This window comes from Mycolicibacterium chlorophenolicum, assembly GCF_001044235.1.
Classification (GTDB): domain Bacteria; phylum Actinomycetota; class Actinomycetes; order Mycobacteriales; family Mycobacteriaceae; genus Mycobacterium; species Mycobacterium chlorophenolicum.
Genome location: NZ_JYNL01000068.1, coordinates 178,730 through 195,900, shown reverse-complemented (window position 1 = coordinate 195,900; position 17,171 = coordinate 178,730). Strand labels below are relative to the sequence as shown.

Annotated in this window: 16 protein-coding genes; 13 read left to right on the top strand and 3 right to left on the bottom strand. The window is 67.6% G+C overall.

The features are described from left to right. Positions 1–2: 2 nt before the first annotated feature. A complete protein-coding gene (locus MCHLDSM_RS28985) occupies positions 3–704 on the bottom strand; it encodes an SDR family NAD(P)-dependent oxidoreductase (protein WP_048473400.1) in 702 nt (233 codons plus the stop codon). A gap of 269 nt (positions 705–973) precedes the next feature. On the opposite strand from MCHLDSM_RS28985, the gene MCHLDSM_RS28980 reads away from it, so the two are divergent. Genes MCHLDSM_RS28980 through MCHLDSM_RS28925 form a run of 12 tightly spaced genes read left to right on the top strand, consistent with a single transcriptional unit; the run spans position 974 to position 15,633 of the window. Further along, positions 974–2,467 (top strand): aldehyde dehydrogenase family protein, encoded by a 1,494-nt coding sequence (locus MCHLDSM_RS28980; protein ID WP_048473253.1) that lies wholly within the window; start codon positions 974–976, stop codon positions 2,465–2,467. Next, complete coding sequence (locus MCHLDSM_RS28975; RefSeq protein ID WP_048473252.1) at positions 2,467–3,675, top strand: CaiB/BaiF CoA transferase family protein; 1,209 nt, start codon at positions 2,467–2,469, stop codon at positions 3,673–3,675. Before MCHLDSM_RS28980 ends, MCHLDSM_RS28975 begins: the two co-directional genes overlap by 1 nt. A 39-nt stretch (positions 3,676–3,714) precedes the next feature. Continuing rightward, on the top strand, positions 3,715–4,890 hold the full coding sequence (locus tag MCHLDSM_RS28970) for an OB-fold domain-containing protein (protein ID WP_048473251.1): 1,176 nt from the start codon (positions 3,715–3,717) through the stop codon (positions 4,888–4,890). Continuing rightward, complete coding sequence (locus MCHLDSM_RS28965; RefSeq protein WP_048473250.1) at positions 4,887–6,056, top strand: thiolase C-terminal domain-containing protein; 1,170 nt, start codon at positions 4,887–4,889, stop codon at positions 6,054–6,056. The genes MCHLDSM_RS28970 and MCHLDSM_RS28965 overlap by 4 nt, the downstream gene beginning before the upstream one ends. Continuing rightward, a complete protein-coding gene (locus MCHLDSM_RS28960; RefSeq protein ID WP_048473249.1) occupies positions 6,046–6,855 on the top strand; it encodes an MlaE family ABC transporter permease in 810 nt (269 codons plus the stop codon). The genes MCHLDSM_RS28965 and MCHLDSM_RS28960 overlap by 11 nt, the downstream gene beginning before the upstream one ends. Before the next feature lie 9 nt (positions 6,856–6,864). Continuing rightward, positions 6,865–7,722 (top strand): MlaE family ABC transporter permease, encoded by an 858-nt coding sequence (locus tag MCHLDSM_RS28955; RefSeq protein ID WP_048473248.1) that lies wholly within the window; start codon positions 6,865–6,867, stop codon positions 7,720–7,722. A gap of 47 nt (positions 7,723–7,769) precedes the next feature. Further along, positions 7,770–8,918, top strand: coding sequence for an MCE family protein (locus MCHLDSM_RS28950; protein ID WP_082169137.1), 1,149 nt, complete (start codon positions 7,770–7,772; stop codon positions 8,916–8,918). After that, a complete protein-coding gene (locus tag MCHLDSM_RS28945; protein ID WP_048473246.1) occupies positions 8,915–9,940 on the top strand; it encodes an MCE family protein in 1,026 nt (341 codons plus the stop codon). The genes MCHLDSM_RS28950 and MCHLDSM_RS28945 overlap by 4 nt, the downstream gene beginning before the upstream one ends. Beyond that, on the top strand, positions 9,940–11,022 hold the full coding sequence (locus tag MCHLDSM_RS28940; RefSeq protein ID WP_048473245.1) for an MCE family protein: 1,083 nt from the start codon (positions 9,940–9,942) through the stop codon (positions 11,020–11,022). The genes MCHLDSM_RS28945 and MCHLDSM_RS28940 overlap by 1 nt, the downstream gene beginning before the upstream one ends. Continuing rightward, positions 11,022–12,491, top strand: coding sequence for an MCE family protein (locus MCHLDSM_RS28935; protein ID WP_048473244.1), 1,470 nt, complete (start codon positions 11,022–11,024; stop codon positions 12,489–12,491). Before MCHLDSM_RS28940 ends, MCHLDSM_RS28935 begins: the two co-directional genes overlap by 1 nt. Continuing rightward, the gene (locus tag MCHLDSM_RS28930) at positions 12,488–13,882 is read left to right on the top strand and encodes an MCE family protein (RefSeq protein WP_048473243.1); all 1,395 of its coding nucleotides are present in this window, start codon (positions 12,488–12,490) and stop codon (positions 13,880–13,882) included. Before MCHLDSM_RS28935 ends, MCHLDSM_RS28930 begins: the two co-directional genes overlap by 4 nt. Continuing rightward, positions 13,882–15,633 (top strand): MCE family protein, encoded by a 1,752-nt coding sequence (locus tag MCHLDSM_RS28925; protein WP_048473242.1) that lies wholly within the window; start codon positions 13,882–13,884, stop codon positions 15,631–15,633. The genes MCHLDSM_RS28930 and MCHLDSM_RS28925 overlap by 1 nt, the downstream gene beginning before the upstream one ends. A gap of 37 nt (positions 15,634–15,670) precedes the next feature. On the opposite strand, the gene MCHLDSM_RS28920 is transcribed toward MCHLDSM_RS28925, so the two are convergent. After that, entirely contained in the window at positions 15,671–16,180 is a 510-nt protein-coding gene (locus MCHLDSM_RS28920) for an Rv2253/PknI dimerization domain-containing protein (protein ID WP_053083124.1), read from the bottom strand. 177 nt (positions 16,181–16,357) lie between these two features. Between MCHLDSM_RS28920 and MCHLDSM_RS28915 the strand changes: the two genes are divergently transcribed. After that, complete coding sequence (locus tag MCHLDSM_RS28915) at positions 16,358–16,753, top strand: hypothetical protein (protein ID WP_407661902.1); 396 nt, start codon at positions 16,358–16,360, stop codon at positions 16,751–16,753. Between the two features lie 4 nt (positions 16,754–16,757). On the opposite strand, the gene MCHLDSM_RS28910 is transcribed toward MCHLDSM_RS28915, so the two are convergent. Next, complete coding sequence (locus MCHLDSM_RS28910) at positions 16,758–17,171, bottom strand: Rv2576c family protein (RefSeq protein WP_048473241.1); 414 nt, start codon at positions 17,169–17,171, stop codon at positions 16,758–16,760.

The following is a 17,171-nucleotide window of genomic DNA, read 5'->3' as shown; positions in this document are numbered from 1 at the left end:
TTCTAGGTGTTCCGGCCGCCGTTGACGCCGAGGATCTGGCCGGTGATGTAGCCGGCCTCCTCGGAGATGAGGAAGGCGCACGCGGCGGCGATGTCTTCGGGACGGCCGATGCGCCGAACCGGCGTGGCCTCGATCTGCTTCTGCGTGTCCCCCAGGAAGCCGCGTTCCTCGGCTTTGCGCAGCATCGGGGTGTCGATGAAGCCGGGCGGAACGGCGTTCACCGTGATTCCGGACGGCCCGTATTCGAGCGCCAGCGACTTGGTCAGACCGTTGACCGCTGACTTGGCGGCCACGTAGGGCGCCATGAAGGGCTGGCCGGAGTGTGTGCTCGACGACGAGATGTTCACGATGCGACCCCAGCCGGCCTCGATCATGTCCGGCAACACCGCTTGGGTGCAGTGGAACACGCCGTTGAGATTGACGTCGATGACCTTCTGCCAGTCCTCGAAGGTCAGTTCGGTGAAGCGCCGGAAGCGATCCAGCCCGGCGGCGTTGACGAGGACCGTGACCGGCCCCAGATCCGCCCGGATCTCGGACAGCGCCGCGTCCACGGCTGTGCGGTCGGTGACGTCGGCGGTATAGGAGAACTTCGCCTCGCCGGGGTTCAGGTCGATCGTGGCGACCTGAAGTCCGTCCGCCCTCAACCGGTCCGCGATGGCGGCTCCGATGCCCGAGGCGCCACCGGTGACGACAGCGTTCTTCACGCGCAGCACACACCCATCAAGAATCATCCTTTCAATTGCGAGAACCGTACTCTCGCCGAGCGTCACATCGCAAGACATCAGCGCGACACTGTTCGCACTGATGAGACGTTCTCGCGGCGTTTGTCACACCGCTCGATGCAGGCAGGGACGGTTCCCGTCATTTTCTTGAGTTCTCATCTTGCGAATGTATGATTCGCCGAGGATGAGAATGCAGTTTCCATCACATACGCCCACATCACGATGACGGCGCATCTCATCGGAGGAGGAAGATGCAGGAAACAGCCACGGTCCCGACGGACAACGGCAGCAGCGCGGCGGCCGGAGGGCCTGACCACCGGATGCTGATCGGCGGACGCCTCGTCGAGACGGCGCAGACGTTTCCTTCGCTCAACCCGGCGACCGGCGAGGTGGTCGGTCTGGCCCCCGATGCCTCCGTCGCCGACGCTGAGGCGGCGGTGGCCGCGGCGCGGCACGCCTTCGACGACACGGACTGGTCGACCAACGTCGACTTGCGCATCCACTGCCTCGAGCAGTTGCACCGGGCGTTGCTCGAACACCGCGAAGAACTCGCCGCGCTGACGATCGCCGAAGTCGGCGCCACCGAGGCGCTGTGTCAGGGAGCCCAACTCGACCAGCCCATCGCGATCGTGAAGTACTACGCCGATCTGCTCAAGACCTACCCGCTGAGCGAGGATCTCGGGCTCATCGAGAGCCGCGGCATGCAACACCACCGCTGGGTGGAGAAGGAAGCCGCGGGAGTGGTCGCCGCGATCATCGCCTACAACTATCCGAACCAGCTGGCACTGGCCAAGCTGGGTCCCGCGCTCGCCGCCGGCTGCACCGTCGTGCTCAAGTCCGCCCCCGACACCCCGCTGATCACGTTGGCGCTCGGCGAGTTGATCGCCGAGCACACCGACATCCCGGCCGGCGTGGTCAACGTGCTCTCCGGTGCGGACCCCGCCGTCGGAGCGGCGCTGACGAGCAGCCCCGATGTCGACATGGTGACGTTCACCGGGTCCACGCCGACGGGGCGGGCGATCATGGCCGCGGCCAGTCAGACACTGAAGAAGGTGTTCCTCGAACTCGGCGGCAAGTCCGCGGCCATCGTGCTCGACGACGCCGACTTCTCCACGGCCGCGCTGTTCTCGGCGTTCAGCATGGTCACCCACGCCGGACAGGGCTGCGCCCTCACCTCGCGACTGCTGGTGCCCGCCGCGCACAAGGACGAGATCGTCGAGCTGATCAAGAACAACTTCGGTCTCGTGCGCCTGGGAAATCCAGCAGACCCCTCCGTTTACATGGGACCACTGATCAGCGCGAAACAGCGCGACAAGGTCGACGGCATGGTCCAGCGCGCGGTCGCGGCCGGCGCGACCCTGGTCACCGGAGGCGAGAAGGTCGATCCCGGCTACTTCTACACCCCGACCTTGCTCGCCGATGTGGACCCCGACAGCGAGATCGCCCAGGAGGAGGTGTTCGGACCGGTCCTCGTCGTGATCTCCTACGCCGACGACGACGATGCGGTGCGCATCGCGAACAACTCGATCTACGGCCTGTCCGGTGCGGTGTTCGGCAGCCAGGACCGGGCGCTGGCCGTAGCGCGCCGGATCCGGACCGGCACGTTCTCCATCAACGGTGGCAATTACTTCAGCCCCGACACCCCGTTCGGCGGCTACAAGCAGTCGGGCATCGGCCGGGAGATGGGTACGGCCGGCCTCGAAGAGTTCCTGGAGAGCAAGACGTTCGCCACGGTGGTGCAGTAGTGAGCAAGCCGCTGGAGGGCATCCGCGTCCTCGAGGTCGCGATGTACGGGTTCGTCCCGTCGGCCGGCGCGGTGCTCGCCGAATGGGGAGCCGACGTCATCAAGGTCGAGCATGCCGTCACCGGAGACCCGCAGCGTGGCCTGCGCCAGACGGGACTGCTCCGCGTCGAGGGCGACCCCAATCCGAACATCGAACACGCCAACCGGCTCAAGCGCAGCATCGGGCTCGACATGTCGGTGCCGCAGGGCCGTGAGGTGTTGCTGGAGTTGGCCCGTCGCGCCGACGTCTTCCTCACCAGCTTCCTTCCGGGCCACCGCCAGAAGTTCGGCATCGACGTCGACGACATCCGTGCCGTCAACCCGGCGATCGTCTACGCCCGCGGCAGCGCGCTCGGGCCGCGCGGCGTCGAATCGGTCAAGGGCGGGTACGACATGACCGCCTTCTGGTGCCGCGCAGGCACCGCCGCGACCATCACCCCGCCCGGCACGCCGGGAATGATCGGCCCGCCCGGTCCCGCCTACGGCGACACGATCTCGGGCACCAACCTCGCGGGCGGCATCGCGGCCGCGCTGCTCAAGCGGGAGCGCACCGGCGAGCCGTCGGTCGTCGACGTGTCCCTGCTCGGCAGCGGGCTGTGGGCCATGGGCCACACCGTGGCGCTCACCAAGCATCTCGGCCAGCGCATGGAGGCGTTCCCGCCCGGTGTGCACGGCTCGCCGATCAATCCTCTGGTCGGTCTGTACGCCACCGCCGACGACCGGTACATCTCGTTCGTCATGATGCAGCCCACCAAATTCTGGGCCGACGTGTGCGCGCATATGGACCTCGAGGACCTGGCCGACGATCCGCGCTTCGCGACCGCCGAGTCGATCGCCGAGAACACCGGGGTCGCCACCGAGTTCCTGGCCGAAGCCATGAAGAAGCGGCCGCTGGCCGAGTGGAGCGAACGCTTCGCGACGCTGGCCGGCCCCTGGGCGCCGGTCCAGGACACGCTGCAGGCCGCCGAGGACGCCCAAGTCCGCGCCAACGAATACCTGGTTCAGGCAGGCGAACTCGAGCTCGTCGCGAACCCGGTGCAGTTCGACGTGGCCGCACCGAGCTCCGGTCCGGCCCCCGGTTTCGCCGAGCAGACCGACGAGGTCCTGCTGGAGCTCGGACTGGACTGGGACCGCATCATCGAGCTCAAGACGGCCGGCGCCGTCACCTGATCGCCGCTTCCCCGACCCACGCTCTCTGGAGACCCCGCCATGCCCTACGTCGCCTCGATCGGCACCTACCTGCCGTGCTGGGGATCGCCCCTGCACCGGGTCGCCGGTGACGACGAGGACGTGGTCACGATGGCGGTCGAGGCGGGCCGCGCAGCGCTGGACGCCGGGACGACGGTCGAGCGCGTGGTCCTGGTCAGCCGACACCTGCCACTGACGGAGAGCAGTAACGCCGCCGTCCTGCTGGCCGGCCTCGGGCTGGACCCGGAGCTGGAGGTCGACGAGCGGCTCGGCGGCGCCCCGGCGACCGTCGACGCCCTGAGCTCGGCGCGTCCGCGCACGCTGATCATCGGCGCCGACCTGTTTCCGGCGGGCGCCGCGGCCCTGGTGACCGGCGAGCACGGGCTGCGGGTGCGGACCGCCGCGCGGGTGGCGCGCAGCCTGCCGGTGCGCACCCGCAACGCCACTGGCGACGTGCACGACTACGGCGACCCGCGCCTGCTGCACGAGCGCGGCCTGGTCGCCTCGCTGGCCGCCGCGTGGTTGGACACCCCGGTGGCGGTGGCAGGGGTCGACCACCAGCGCGCCGCTGAGTTGTGTCTGCCGGATCCGCCCGTGCTGCCGACCGTCGGGGCGAGCGCGAGCGTGTTCGCCCTGGCCTCTCTCGCCGAGCGTGGCGCCACCGGCCCGCTGGTGGCCGTCGAGCAGGCGATCCTGTCAGGGATCAGCGTCACCGGCGGCACCGCAGCGATCCACCGCAGAGAGCCTGCACCGCAACCGATCCCGGCCGGCACCTTCACCGACGACGCCGACATCCCGATCTCGCTGGCCGCCTACGAGCGCGCCTTCGAGGCCAAGGTGCGCTGGGAGGCAGGGACTTTCAGCGACAGCGAGACGCTCGACTTTCCGCCGCGGTACCGGGTGGGTGAGGACGGGGCGCTGGCCACCGACTACGCGTTGGTGCCGCTGCCGCGCACCGGCACCGTCTACACCGAGACCACCGTGCACATCCCGGTGCCGGGGCTGCGCAGCCCCTATTCGCTGGTGATCGTCGAACTCGACGACGTCGGGGTGCGGGCGCTGGTGAAGGTCACCGGCGCGACCCCCGGAACGGTCGAGATCGGGGACCGTGGCCGGTTGGCCCTGCGCCGGGTCGCGGTGCGCTCCGGAGTGCCCGACTACGGCTACGCGTTCGAACCGGAACGGGCCGCGGCGTGAGGAGGGTCGCGATCGTCGGGGCCGGGATGACCCCGTTCGCCGAGCACTTCGCCCTCGGCATCAAGGATCTACTTCCGATGGCCTTCGCCGAATGCGCGCACTCGGTCGACAAGGGACTGGCCAAGACCGACCTGCAGGCGGCATGGTTCGGCGCGATGGGCACCGCCGACGGGTTCCCGGCGGGAATCCTCGCCGACACCCTCGGGCTGCCCGACCTGCCCGTGAGCCGCGTCGAGAACTCCTGCGCCACTGGTCAAGACGCACTTCGCAACGCGCTGTTCGGCGTCGCCTCGGGTGTCTTCGACGTGGCGCTGGTGATGGGCGCGGACAAACTGCGCGACACCACCTCGGCCGACATGCTCTGGGAGTGGGAGGCCATGGCGCGGGACATGGCCTGGGATTACCCGCTCGGTCTCGTGGCGCCCGCGGGATTCGCCCTGCACGTTCGCCGATATCTCCACGAATCTCCGGCAACTGAAGAACACTTGGCCATGGTGGCGGTCAAGAACCACCGCCACGGTGTGGACAACCCCAAAGCGCGGCTGCGCTTCGAGATCACGATGGAGCAGGCTCTGAACGCACCAACGGTCGTGACGCCGTTCCGGATGTATGACTGCGCGCCGCAGAGCGACGGTGCTGCAGCGCTGGTGATCGCCGCTGACGACGTCGCGGACCGGTTCACCGACCGGCCGGTATGGATCCGCGGGGTGGGGCTGGGCCTGGACTCGGTCATGCACCAGCACAAGCCGGACCTGACGACGTTTCCGGCGACCACCCGGGCGGCCAAGCAGGCGTTCGCGATGGCCGGGTTGGGGCCGGTCGACGTCGACGTGGCCGAGGTGCACGACTTCCTCACCGGCATCGAGCTGATGAGCTATGAAGACCTCGGATTTGCTGAGAGGTTGGGTGGCTACAAACTTCTCGAGGCAGGGGAGACCAGCATGGGCGGCTCCCTGCCGGTCAACCCGAGCGGGGGATTGAAGGCCAAAGGGCACCCGCCGGGTGCCACCGGGGTGGCACAGTGCGTCGAGTTGTTCCAGCAGTTGCGCGGTGAGGCCGTCAACCAGGTGGACGGGGCGCGGATCGGGTTGGCGCACAACATCGGCGGACCGACCGCGGTTTCGGCCGTGACGATCCTGGAAGGATCCGGCAGCCATGGCAGGTAGAGGACCTGAACGGTGGTCCCCCGGGATCGCGCAGATCCGGAGCGTCAAGGGGCCGATGCAGGCGGTCGGGGGATTGTTCTCGATGTCCGCCGATGCTGTGGTGTTCGTCTTCCGCCGGCCGTTTCAGTGGCGGGAGTTCCTGGAGCAGTGCTGGTTCGTCGCGCGCGTGTCACTGGCGCCCACCCTGTTGGTGGCCATTCCGTTCACCGTGCTCGTCAGCTTCATCCTCAACATCCTGCTTCGTGAGTTGGGCGCGGCCGACTTGAGCGGCGCCGGAGCGGCATTCGGGGCGGTGACGCAGGTGGGTCCGTTGGTGACGGTCCTGATCGTGGCGGGAGCCGGCGCGACGGCGATGTGCGCCGATCTGGGCTCGCGCACCATTCGCGAGGAGATCGACGCCATGGAGGTGCTGGGCATCAACCCGGTGCAGCGCCTGGTGACTCCGCGGATGCTGGCCTCAGGTCTGGTGGCGCTGCTGCTCAACAGCCTGGTCGTGATCATCGGCATCCTCGGCGGTTACACGTTCTCGGTGTTCATCCAGGACGTCAACCCGGGCGCCTTCGCCGCCGGCATCACGCTCCTCACCGGGGTCCCCGAGGTCATCATCTCGTGTGTCAAAGCGGCGCTGTTCGGACTGATCGCCGGCCTGGTGGCGTGCTATCGCGGACTGACCATCACCGGCGGCGGTGCCAAGGCCGTCGGCAACGCCGTCAACGAGACCGTCGTCTACGCGTTCATGGCGCTGTTCGTCATCAACGTGGTCGTCACCGCCGTCGGCATCCGGATGACGACGGGTTAGGCGGACATCATGGGCACTACGACGATCCTGCGGTCGCGTTTCCCGCGGCTGACGAGCTACGCCGGTCGGCCCGTGGCGACGCTGTCACGCATCGGCGACCACACGATGTTCTACGGGAAGGCGATCGCCGGCGTGCCCCACGCGGCATTGCACTTCCGTAAGGAGATCATCCGCCTGATCGCCGAGATCTCGATGGGCGCGGGCACATTGGCGATGATCGGCGGCACGGTGGTGATCGTCGGCTTCCTCACGCTGGCAGCGGGCGGCACGCTGGCCGTTCAGGGGTACAGCTCGCTGGGCAACATCGGCATCGAAGCGCTGACCGGCTTCCTGGCGGCCTTCATCAACGTGCGGATCTCGGCGCCGGTGGTCGCCGGCATCGGCCTGGCCGCCACGTTCGGCGCCGGCGTGACCGCGCAACTGGGAGCCATGCGGATCAACGAGGAGATCGACGCGCTGGAGTCGATGGGCATCCGACCCATCGAGTACCTGGTGTCGACCCGCATCGTCGCCGGCATGATCGCGATCACCCCGCTGTACTCCATCGCGGTGATCCTGTCGTTCGTCGCGAGCCAATTCACCACCACGGTGCTGTTCGGTCAGTCCAGCGGTCTCTACGACCACTACTTCGACACGTTCCTCAACCCGATCGATCTGCTGTGGTCCTTTCTCCAGGCGATCCTGATGGCGATCACGATCCTGTTGATCCACACCTACTTCGGCTACTTCGCCACCGGTGGTCCCTCGGGCGTCGGTGTCGCCGTGGGCAACGCGGTGCGCACCTCGCTGATCGTGGTCGTCTCGGTGACGCTGCTGGTGTCGCTGTCGATCTACGGTTCCAACGGCAACTTCAATCTGTCGGGCTAGGGGGACAGGTGACGCGCAGCTATCTCCGACCCCTGGTCGGCCTGGGCATGATCATCGCGATCGTCGCGGTGGTCGCGCTGGCCGTCGTCCTGTTCCGTGGCGACTACCGCGACACCGCCGGGGTCACGGTGATCTCCGACCGCGCCGGCCTGGTGATGAACCCCGACGCCAAGGTCAAGATGCGCGGGGTGCAGGTCGGCACCGTGCAGTCGGTGTCCTACCGCCCAGACGGCACCGCGGATCTGAAGCTCGCCATCGACTCCTCTGCGCTGCATCTGATCCCGAGCAACGTCGGCGTGGACATCGCCTCGTCGACGGTGTTCGGCGCCAAGTCCGTCGAGCTGGTCGCGCCGCCGAATCCGTCGGCCGACCCGTTGCGGGCCGGCCAGACGCTGCAGGGCCAGCACGTCATGGTGGAAGCCAACACCGTCTTCCAACAGCTGGTTTCGGTGCTGAACAAGATCGACCCCGCCAAACTCAACGAGACACTCGGTGCGCTGTCGGCCGCGTTCTCCGGCCGCGGTGAGAAATTCGGGCAGGCGCTCAGCGATTTCAACACCCTGTTGGCCAAGCTGGAACCCAGCCTGCCGAGCCTGAGCCGGGACATCGAGCTCACCGCGCCGGTCGCCAACGCCTACGCCGACGCAGCACCGGATCTCGTTCGGACGATGAAGAACTCGACCACACTGAGCGACAGCATCGTCGACCAGCAGGACAATCTGGACACGTTTCTGGTCAGCGCCATCGGCCTGGCCGACATCGGCAATGACGTCCTGGGCAGTAACCGGGCCGCCTTCAGCACCGTGCTGGACCTGCTGGTTCCGACCACCGATGTGTTCCAGCGGTACGCCCCCGCCATCGACTGCACGCTCAAGGGCATGCAGTACACGCTGCACCAGCCGCCCCAGCTGGATCCCGGCGTTCTGGTCAACGTCGCCTTCACGCTCGGCATCGAGCGGTACCGCTATCCGGCGAACCTGCCGAAGGTGGCAGCCAAGGGCGGTCCGGAGTGTATGGGCCTGCCCTACATCGGCTTCGGCAACAGGTCGAAGTATCTGGTCACCGATACGGGCGCCAACCCCTGGCAGTACGGCAACCAGGGCATCGTGCTCAACTCCGACGGCCTCAAGCAGTTGCTGTTCGGGCCCCTGGACGGTCCGCCCCGCAACACCGCACAGATCGGGCAACCGGGATGACGCGCACCACCGGCACACTGGTCAAGTTCGGGATCTTCGCGGTGGTGATGGTCCTGCTCACCGCCTTCCTGTTCATGGCGTTCAGCCAGTACCGCAGCGGCTCGACCTCGAGCTACTCAGCGGTTTTCGGTGACGCCTCCCGGCTGAAGACCGGCGACTCGGTCCGCGTCGCCGGGGTCCGGGTGGGCACCGTCAATGACATCGAACTGCAGAACGACAAGAGCGTCCTGGTGACGTTCGACGCCGACCGTACCGTCGTGCTCACCACCGGCACGAAGGCCGCGGTCCGCTATCTCAACCTGACCGGTGACCGGTATCTCGAACTCCTCGACGGCCCGGGCTCGACGCGGGTACTGCCCGCGGGCGCGCAGATCCCGAAAGAACGGACCGCGGGTGCGCTCGATCTCGACCTGCTGCTCGGCGGTCTGCGACCCGTGGTGCAGGGCCTCAATCCGCAGGATGTGAACGCTCTGACCTCGGCGCTGGTGCAGATCTTCCAGGGTCAGGGCACCACGTTGGATTCACTGCTGAGCAAGACGTCGTCGTTCTCGACCACGCTGGCGGACAACAGCGCCGTGGTGCAGCAGTTGATCGACAACCTGCGCACCGTCGTCGACACGATCGGCAAGGACGGCGACAAGTTCTCGGACGCGATCGACAGGCTCGAGCAACTGGTCAGCGGGCTGTCGCAGGACCGGGATCCGATCGGTACGGCCATCACCGCACTGGACAGCGGAACCGCCTCTCTGACAGACCTTCTCACGCAGGCGCGGCCGCCGCTGGCCGGTACCGTCGACCAGCTCAACCGCCTGGCGCCCCTTCTCGACGACCATCAGATCGTGCTCGACCGGGCGTTGCAGCGGGGCCCTGAGAACTACCGGAAACTGGCGCGGCTGGGCTCGTACGGCAGTTGGATCATGTACTACATCTGCGGGCTGTCGATCCGGGTCACCGATCTGCAGGGCCGGACCGCGGTCTTCCCCATGATCAAACAAGAAGGCGGAAGGTGCGCTGAGCCCTGATGCGCAAGTACCGAGAATCGAATCTCATCAAGGCGGGTTTCATCGGCGTGATGCTGATCATTCTCGTCATCGCGGTCGGATTGCAGCCCGAGCGACTTGTCCAGTGGGCCACGTCCATCCGGCATCAGGCACTGTTCGCCGAGGCGGGCGGAATCGCCGTCGGCAACGACGTGACGCTGTCGGGGATCAAGGTGGGCACCGTCACCGACGTCGCACTCGACAACGGCGACGCACTGGTCACGTTCACCATCGACGGCAAGTACCCGCTGGGTTCGCTGACCACCGCCCACATCCGGACGGGATCCCTGCTGGGGGAGCGGGTGATCACCCTGGAGTCCGACGGCAGCGGCACGCTGAACGCGCACGACGTGATCCCGACTTCGCGCACGTCGTCGCCGTACTCCCTCACCGACGCCGTCAGCGACTTGACGACCAACACCGCGGGCACCGACACCGCGGCGCTGAACCAGTCGCTCGACACGTTGTCGTCGACAATCGACCAGATCGCACCGCAACTCGGTCCGACATTCGACGGCCTGAGCCGGTTGTCCCAGTCGATCAACGACCGCAACGAGAACCTGGCCGCACTGCTCAAGAGCGCCGCCGATGTGACCGACGTGCTCTCCCAGCGCAGTCAGCAGGTGAACACGTTGCTGCTCAACGCCAATGACCTGCTCGGTGTGCTCAACGACCGCAGGCAGGCGATCGTGGACCTACTCGCCAACACCTCGGCCGTCGCACAGCAGCTCAGCGGTCTGGTCGCCGACAACGAGGCCGAACTGGCGCCGACCCTGCAGCGACTCAACTCGGTGATGGCGATGCTGGAACGCAACCGCGAGAACATCACCAAGATCCTGCCGAGCCTGAAGAAGTTCATCCTGGCCCAGGGCGAGACGCTGGCCAACGGGCCGTACTACAACGCCTATGTGCCGAACCTGCAGCCCGCGCAGATACTGCAGCCGTTCATCGACTACGCGTTCGGCTTCCGGCGCGGCACCAACGCCGGCCAGCCGCCGGACACCTCGGGACCGCGTGCCGAACTCCCGCTGCCCTACAACGGAATTCCCGGAGGTACCCGCTGATGGGGCGCAAGCGGTTGGCGACGATCGTGGCGGTGGCCCTCGCCGTCGGGCTCCTCGCCGGGGGCGGCTACCTGATCCGGCAGACCTACTTCGGTCCCCGCACGATCTCGGCGATCTTCACCTCCGCCACGGGGATCTACCCCGGCGACGAAGTGCGCGTGTCGGGCGTCAAGGTGGGACGTATCGACTCGATCACCCCCGAGGGCACGCAGACCCGGATGGTGCTCAGCGTGGACCGCGATGTGCCGATACCGGTCGACGCCAAGGCCGTGATCGTCGCACCGAACCTGGTGGCCGCCCGATACCTCCAGTTGACCCCCGCCTACAGGTCGAGCGGCCCCACGATGCCGGACGACTCGGTGATCCCACTGGAGCGCACCGCGGTGCCGGTGGAATGGGACGAGGTCAAAGAACAGCTGATGCGGTTGTCCACCGACCTCGGTCCGCGCAGCGGTGTCGACGGGACGTCGGTGTCGCGGTTCATCGACAGTGCGGCCAACGCGATGGACGGCAACGGGGACAAGTTGCGCCAGACCATCTCTCAACTCTCGGGCGTGGCCCGCGTGCTCGCCGAAGGCAGTGGCAACGTCGTCGACATCATCAAGAATCTGCAGACCTTCGTCACGGCGTTGAAGAACAGCAACGAGCAGGTGGTGATGTTCCAGAACCGGCTGGCCACCTTGACGAGCGTCGTCGACGGCAGCCGATCGGACCTCGATGCCGCGCTGAAGAACCTGTCGGTGGCCGTGGTCGATGTGCAGCGGTTCGTCGCGGGCACCCGGGACAAGACCTCCGAACAGGTGCAGCGGCTCGCCAACGTGACCGGCAACCTGCTCGACAACAAGATGGAGCTGGAGAACCTCCTGCACATCGCGCCCAACGCGTTGTCCAACGCCTACAACATCTACAACCCCGATGTGGGCAGCGCGGTGGGTCAGTTCGTGCTCAACAACTTCTCGAACCCGGTCCAGTTCGTCTGCGGCGCGATCGGCGCCATCGAGAACACCACGGCCCCGGAGACCGCGAAACTGTGCTCGGACTACCTCGGGCCCGCGCTGCGGCTGCTCAACTTCAACTACCTGCCGTTTCCGATCGCCCCGTTCCTGATGCCGTCGGCGAACCCGGACAATCTGATCTACTCCGAGGCCAACCTGATGCCCGGCGGCCCCGGCGGGGCACCGGCACCGCCGACCGATCCGCCGGCCATCTCCGCCTACGACGGGGTGGCGCCGGGCCCGGCGCCCTACACCGGGCGGGCGCCCGGCGTGCCGCCGCCGGGCGCCCAGCAGTTGCTCCCCGGCGCCCCGCCGGTGATTCCCCCCAGCGTGCCGCCCAGCGTGTACTCCATGCTGGCGCCGGCCGGTCCCGCACCGGGCCCCGCGCCGGGTCCGGTGGGCGGCCCACCGCTCGCCGCAGAAGCTCCGGCGCCCGCACCGGCGCCCAGCGCAGGAGGGACGCCCCCGGCATGACGACGCAGAGATTCGTACGGCGGGCCGCCGTCGTCACCACCTGTGTGGCGGTGTCGGTCAGCGGGTGCGGCTTCCAGGGCGTGAACTCGCTTCCGCTTCCCGGCGCGGTCGGGCGCGGCTCGGACGCTGTGGTGTATCACGTCGAGGTCGCGAACATCGCGACACTGGAACCGAATTCGCCGGTGATGATCGACGACGTCGTGGTGGGCAGCGTGCGCTCCCTGTCGGTCAAGGACTGGCACGCCGATGTGGAGATCTCCGTCAAACCTGATGTGGTGATCCCGGCCAATGCGGTCGCCAGCGTCGGACAGACCAGCCTGCTCGGCTCCATGCACCTGGCGTTGAACCCGCCGGCCGGACAGGCCCCGCAGGGCACGCTCGCCCCGGGCACCACCATCGGGCTCAACGATTCGTCGACTTATCCGACCACCGAGCAGACCCTGTCCGCCCTCGCGGCCGTCGTCAACGGCGGAGGTCTCGGCCAGATCGGGGACGTCATCCACAACGTGAGCGGGGCGCTCAACGGCCGCGAGGGGGAGATCCGGGATCTGCTGGGCCGACTCGACAACTTCGTCGGCACCCTGGACGCGCAGCGGGACAACATCGTGGCGTCGATCCAGTCGCTCAATCGCCTCGCGTCGACCTTTGCCGGCCAACGCGACGACATCACCCGGGCGCTGGACCGGATCCCGCCCGCCATCGACGTCCTGGTCAAAGAGAGGCCACGGCTGACCACCGCGCTGCAGAAGCTCGGAACGTTCAGCGACACCGCCACCCAGTTCGTCAACGATTCGCAGGCCGATCTGGTGCAGAACCTGAAGAACCTCGAGCCGGTCATCAAGACCTTCGCCGACGTGGGCCCCGATCTCAACTCGCTGCTGGAATACGCCGCACACTTCCCCTTCACCCAGAGCTTCATCGACCGCGCGATTCGCGGCGACTATTACAACCTGTTCGCCACCGTCGATCTCACGATCCCCCGGCTCAAGCGCACCACCTTCCTCGGCACCCGATGGGAACAGGAAGGGGCACAACTGATCCCCGCGCCGGGCGACCCGAACTACCTGCAGTACACCTACGACCCGCTCAAGCTCGGGATCGACCCGCCGCCGAACATGCGACCGCCCCTGGGTGATGTCTCCTACCCGCCGGCGCAGCCTGTTCCGCCGCGCGACGTGGTGGTGCCGTCGGCCCCGCCTCCGGTCACCGCGGATGTCGGACCGATCCTCCCGGTCGTCCCCCCGGCGCCCCTGTCGGTCCCGGGCGGACAGATCCAGACCCAGTCCGCACCGCCCGCCCCCGGCGTCCCGGGCCAGATCTTCGCGGGACCGTATGGGCCGCAGCAGAATCCGCCGCCCGCCCAACCCCCTGTACCCGGAGGTGGTGGCTAGTGCTCACCCGTTTCGTCCGCAACCAGCTGATCATCTTCACGATCGCCTCGGTCGTCGGTGTCCTGGTGATGGTGTTCGTCTACATGCAGGTCCCCATGCTGCTCGGCGTGGGTCGCATCACCGTGACGATGGAACTCCCCGCGGCCGGTGGCCTCTACCAGTTCAGCAATGTCACCTACCGCGGATCCCAGATCGGCAAGGTGACGTCGGTGACGCTCACCGACCGCGGCGCCGAAGCGACGATGTCCCTGGAGCGTTCACCGAAGATCCCCGCGGATCTGAAGGCCGAGGTGCGCAGCATGTCGGCGGTGGGCGAGCAGTACGTGGAGTTGTTGCCGCGCACCGATTCCGGGCCCTATCTGGAGAACGGATCGGTGATCGCGATGGGGAACACCACCATTCCCCAGGCGGTCGGCCCGATGCTCGACCAGCTCAGTTCTCTGGTCGACACGATTCCCAAGGACAGCCTGAGCCGGTTGCTCGACGAGTCGTACCGGGCGTTCAACGGAACGGGATACGACTTCGGGTCGTTGCTGGACTCGTCGTCGACGATCACCCGCGACGCCAACGCGGTGTCCGACCAGACGATCGCCCTCACCGAGGACGCCGGCCCGTTCCTGGACGCCCAGGCACGCACCACCGATGCGATCCGGACCTGGGCGGCGAGCCTGGCCGGGGTGACCGAACAGGTGGCGAACAACGATGCCCAGGTGCGCTCGATCCTGCAGAACGGTCCGGGATTCGCACAGGAGGCGTCGCGCCTGCTCAACGACATCAAACCGACGCTGCCGATCCTGTTGGCCAACCTGACCACGTTCGGCCAGATCGGCGTCACCTACAACCCGTCGATCGAGCAGTTGCTGGTCCTGGTGCCGCCGTTCGTCGCGCAGATCCAGACCTACGCCCCGACCAACAACCCGACCGGGCTACCCAACGGCGACTTCTCCCTGGGCCTCGGCGATCCGCCGGCGTGCACGGTGGGCTTTCTGCCACCGTCGGAGTGGCGCAGTCCCGCCGACACGTCGGTCATCGACACCCCCGACGGCCTGTACTGCAAGCTGCCGCAAGACTCACCGATCGGGGTCCGGGGCGCTCGCAACTACCCCTGCATGGACCATCCGGGTAAGCGGGCGCCCACCGTCGAACTGTGCAACGACCCGAACGGGTTTCAGCCGATCGCACAGCGCCAGCACGCGCTCGGCCCGTATCCGCTCGATCCCAACCTCATCGCGCAGGGCATCCCGCCGGATTCGCGAGTGCGGCCCGACGACAACATCTTCGGTCCGATCGAAGGCACGCCGTTGCCGCCCGGCGTGACCGCGCCGCCGCCCGACATCGCACCGCCGCCCTCGCCGCCACCGAACTTCGCGGGGACCAATCCCGGGGCGATGCTGCCCGGCCAACCGCTGTACACCGCACCCCCGGTGAGTCCGCCGGGGCCTGCGCAGGTGACCGATCCGGCGATCGTCCCGGCGCCGCCGGCGCAGCTCCCGCAGGCGACCGAGATCCCGGTGCCACCCGGTGTTTCGCCCGACGACCTGCATTTCCCTCCGACCGCGACCCCGGTGCCGGCTCCGCCGCCCATCGTGTCGCCGAGCGCGTTCACCGGTGGCCAGGGGAAGGGGCCGTCGGTTGCGGTGGCGAAGTACAACCCCCGCACCGGTGAGTACATGGGCAGTGACGGAAAACTCTACCGCCAGGCCGATCTCGCCGCGGCGCCCACGTCGTGGCGGGACCTGATGCCGATGTGACACCGGGGGTCCGCCGGCTCGTCGGTGGTTGCGGGTGTCAGATCTTCTTCATGTAGAACGGCATCCGGATCGACGGCCACTGGTTGCGACCGCAGGAGCCGCTGGGGCCGGTCGTCTGGTTCTCGCCGGTGTACTCGTCGGCGGAGGCGTCGACGTGCCCGTCGAAGCCGACGGGGTAGATCTTGTAGACCTGCAGCCCTTCGACGGGCTGGCCGTCCGCGCAGAAGCGCCAGTTCGGAACGACGCGCTTGACGTAGTACAGCCCGTTGGTCGTGTAGATCGGCGCGCTCCAGCCGGCGTCGCTGGTGACGGTGCCGGTGCACTCGGTGGGGGAGACGCACTCGGTGTTGATCGTCCAGGTGGACCGCTCCCCGGGCTGGTCCTGGAACCGCTCGTTCACCTTGGCGAAGTCGCCGTTGGAGGACGTCGCGAAGGTCCCGTTGATGCCCCAGCCCTCACCGGCCGCGGCCGGGGGGGCGAACAGCACACCGGCGGTGACGGCCGCTGTCACGACCGCGGCGCCGGCCCTGCGTCTGGACGCCGACATGGGTGAGCTCCTCGGGACGGGGGTAGGCGTGTTCTCGATTTCGGAGAATAACAGTTACACGGCGGTGTCGTTGCCTTTCAACGGTATTCGAGACAACCCTGGGCGCCGCGGGAGGAAGGGTGAATCAATCTTCTCCGATATCGAGAGTTCCATTTCCGGATGTGCGAGAGTGGTGAGGTGCGTTTGACCGTCATCGCGGCCACGTCACTGGTGGCGCTGGGAGTCCTGGCCGCGCCTCAGGCCACGGCCGAGCCGCAGACCTGCAACGATCCGTCGTGCGTACCCGGAATCACGCCGAATGTCGTGCAGGGTTCGTACTGCTCGAACACCAGCTACTACGTGTTCGGCACCGCCGTCGCCGGGGTGTCGACGCGAGCGGGCCGGCTGCTGTTCTGCGGTTCTCCCCGCCGCTATGAACCACGCTGGTTCCGCTCGCCGCCGATGATGGGCATCCGCGAGGAGGGCAGCGACTGCACCGGCTACATGGATGCCGTGGCGCAGGCGCCCGACGGGCTGTTCCTGGCGTGCGTGCCGATGAACGACCGCAGCCTGTGGCGCCGCGGCGACGCCTGAGCGGTTACCAGTTCCGGATCGAGCAGAGCGCACCCCGGGCGCCGCTGTTGGTCTTGACCACCACACCGTCGACGGCCAGTTCGCAGTTGAAGCCGGCGGTGTCGAACATGCGGGTCTCACCGCTCTGCACGAGCACCATCGCCCACAGGTCCGGATTGGCCAGTTGCGTCTCGAGCACCCACGGTCGGTCGGGCGCGACGTCGGCCTCGACGCGGGGGCTGAACTCATAGGGGTTGTGGCTGTAATCGCTGAACACCGCCGGTTCTGTGTCGCGGTAGTAGATGTCGGCGAAGGACGGCGCGTTGGCGGTGACGGTGTAGCGCACGTGGTGCATCACCGGGCCTTGCGCCGTGGCCGGTGCGGTCGCGCTCACGGCGGCCACGACCAAGACCGGCAGGACGGCGTATCGCACTCTCAT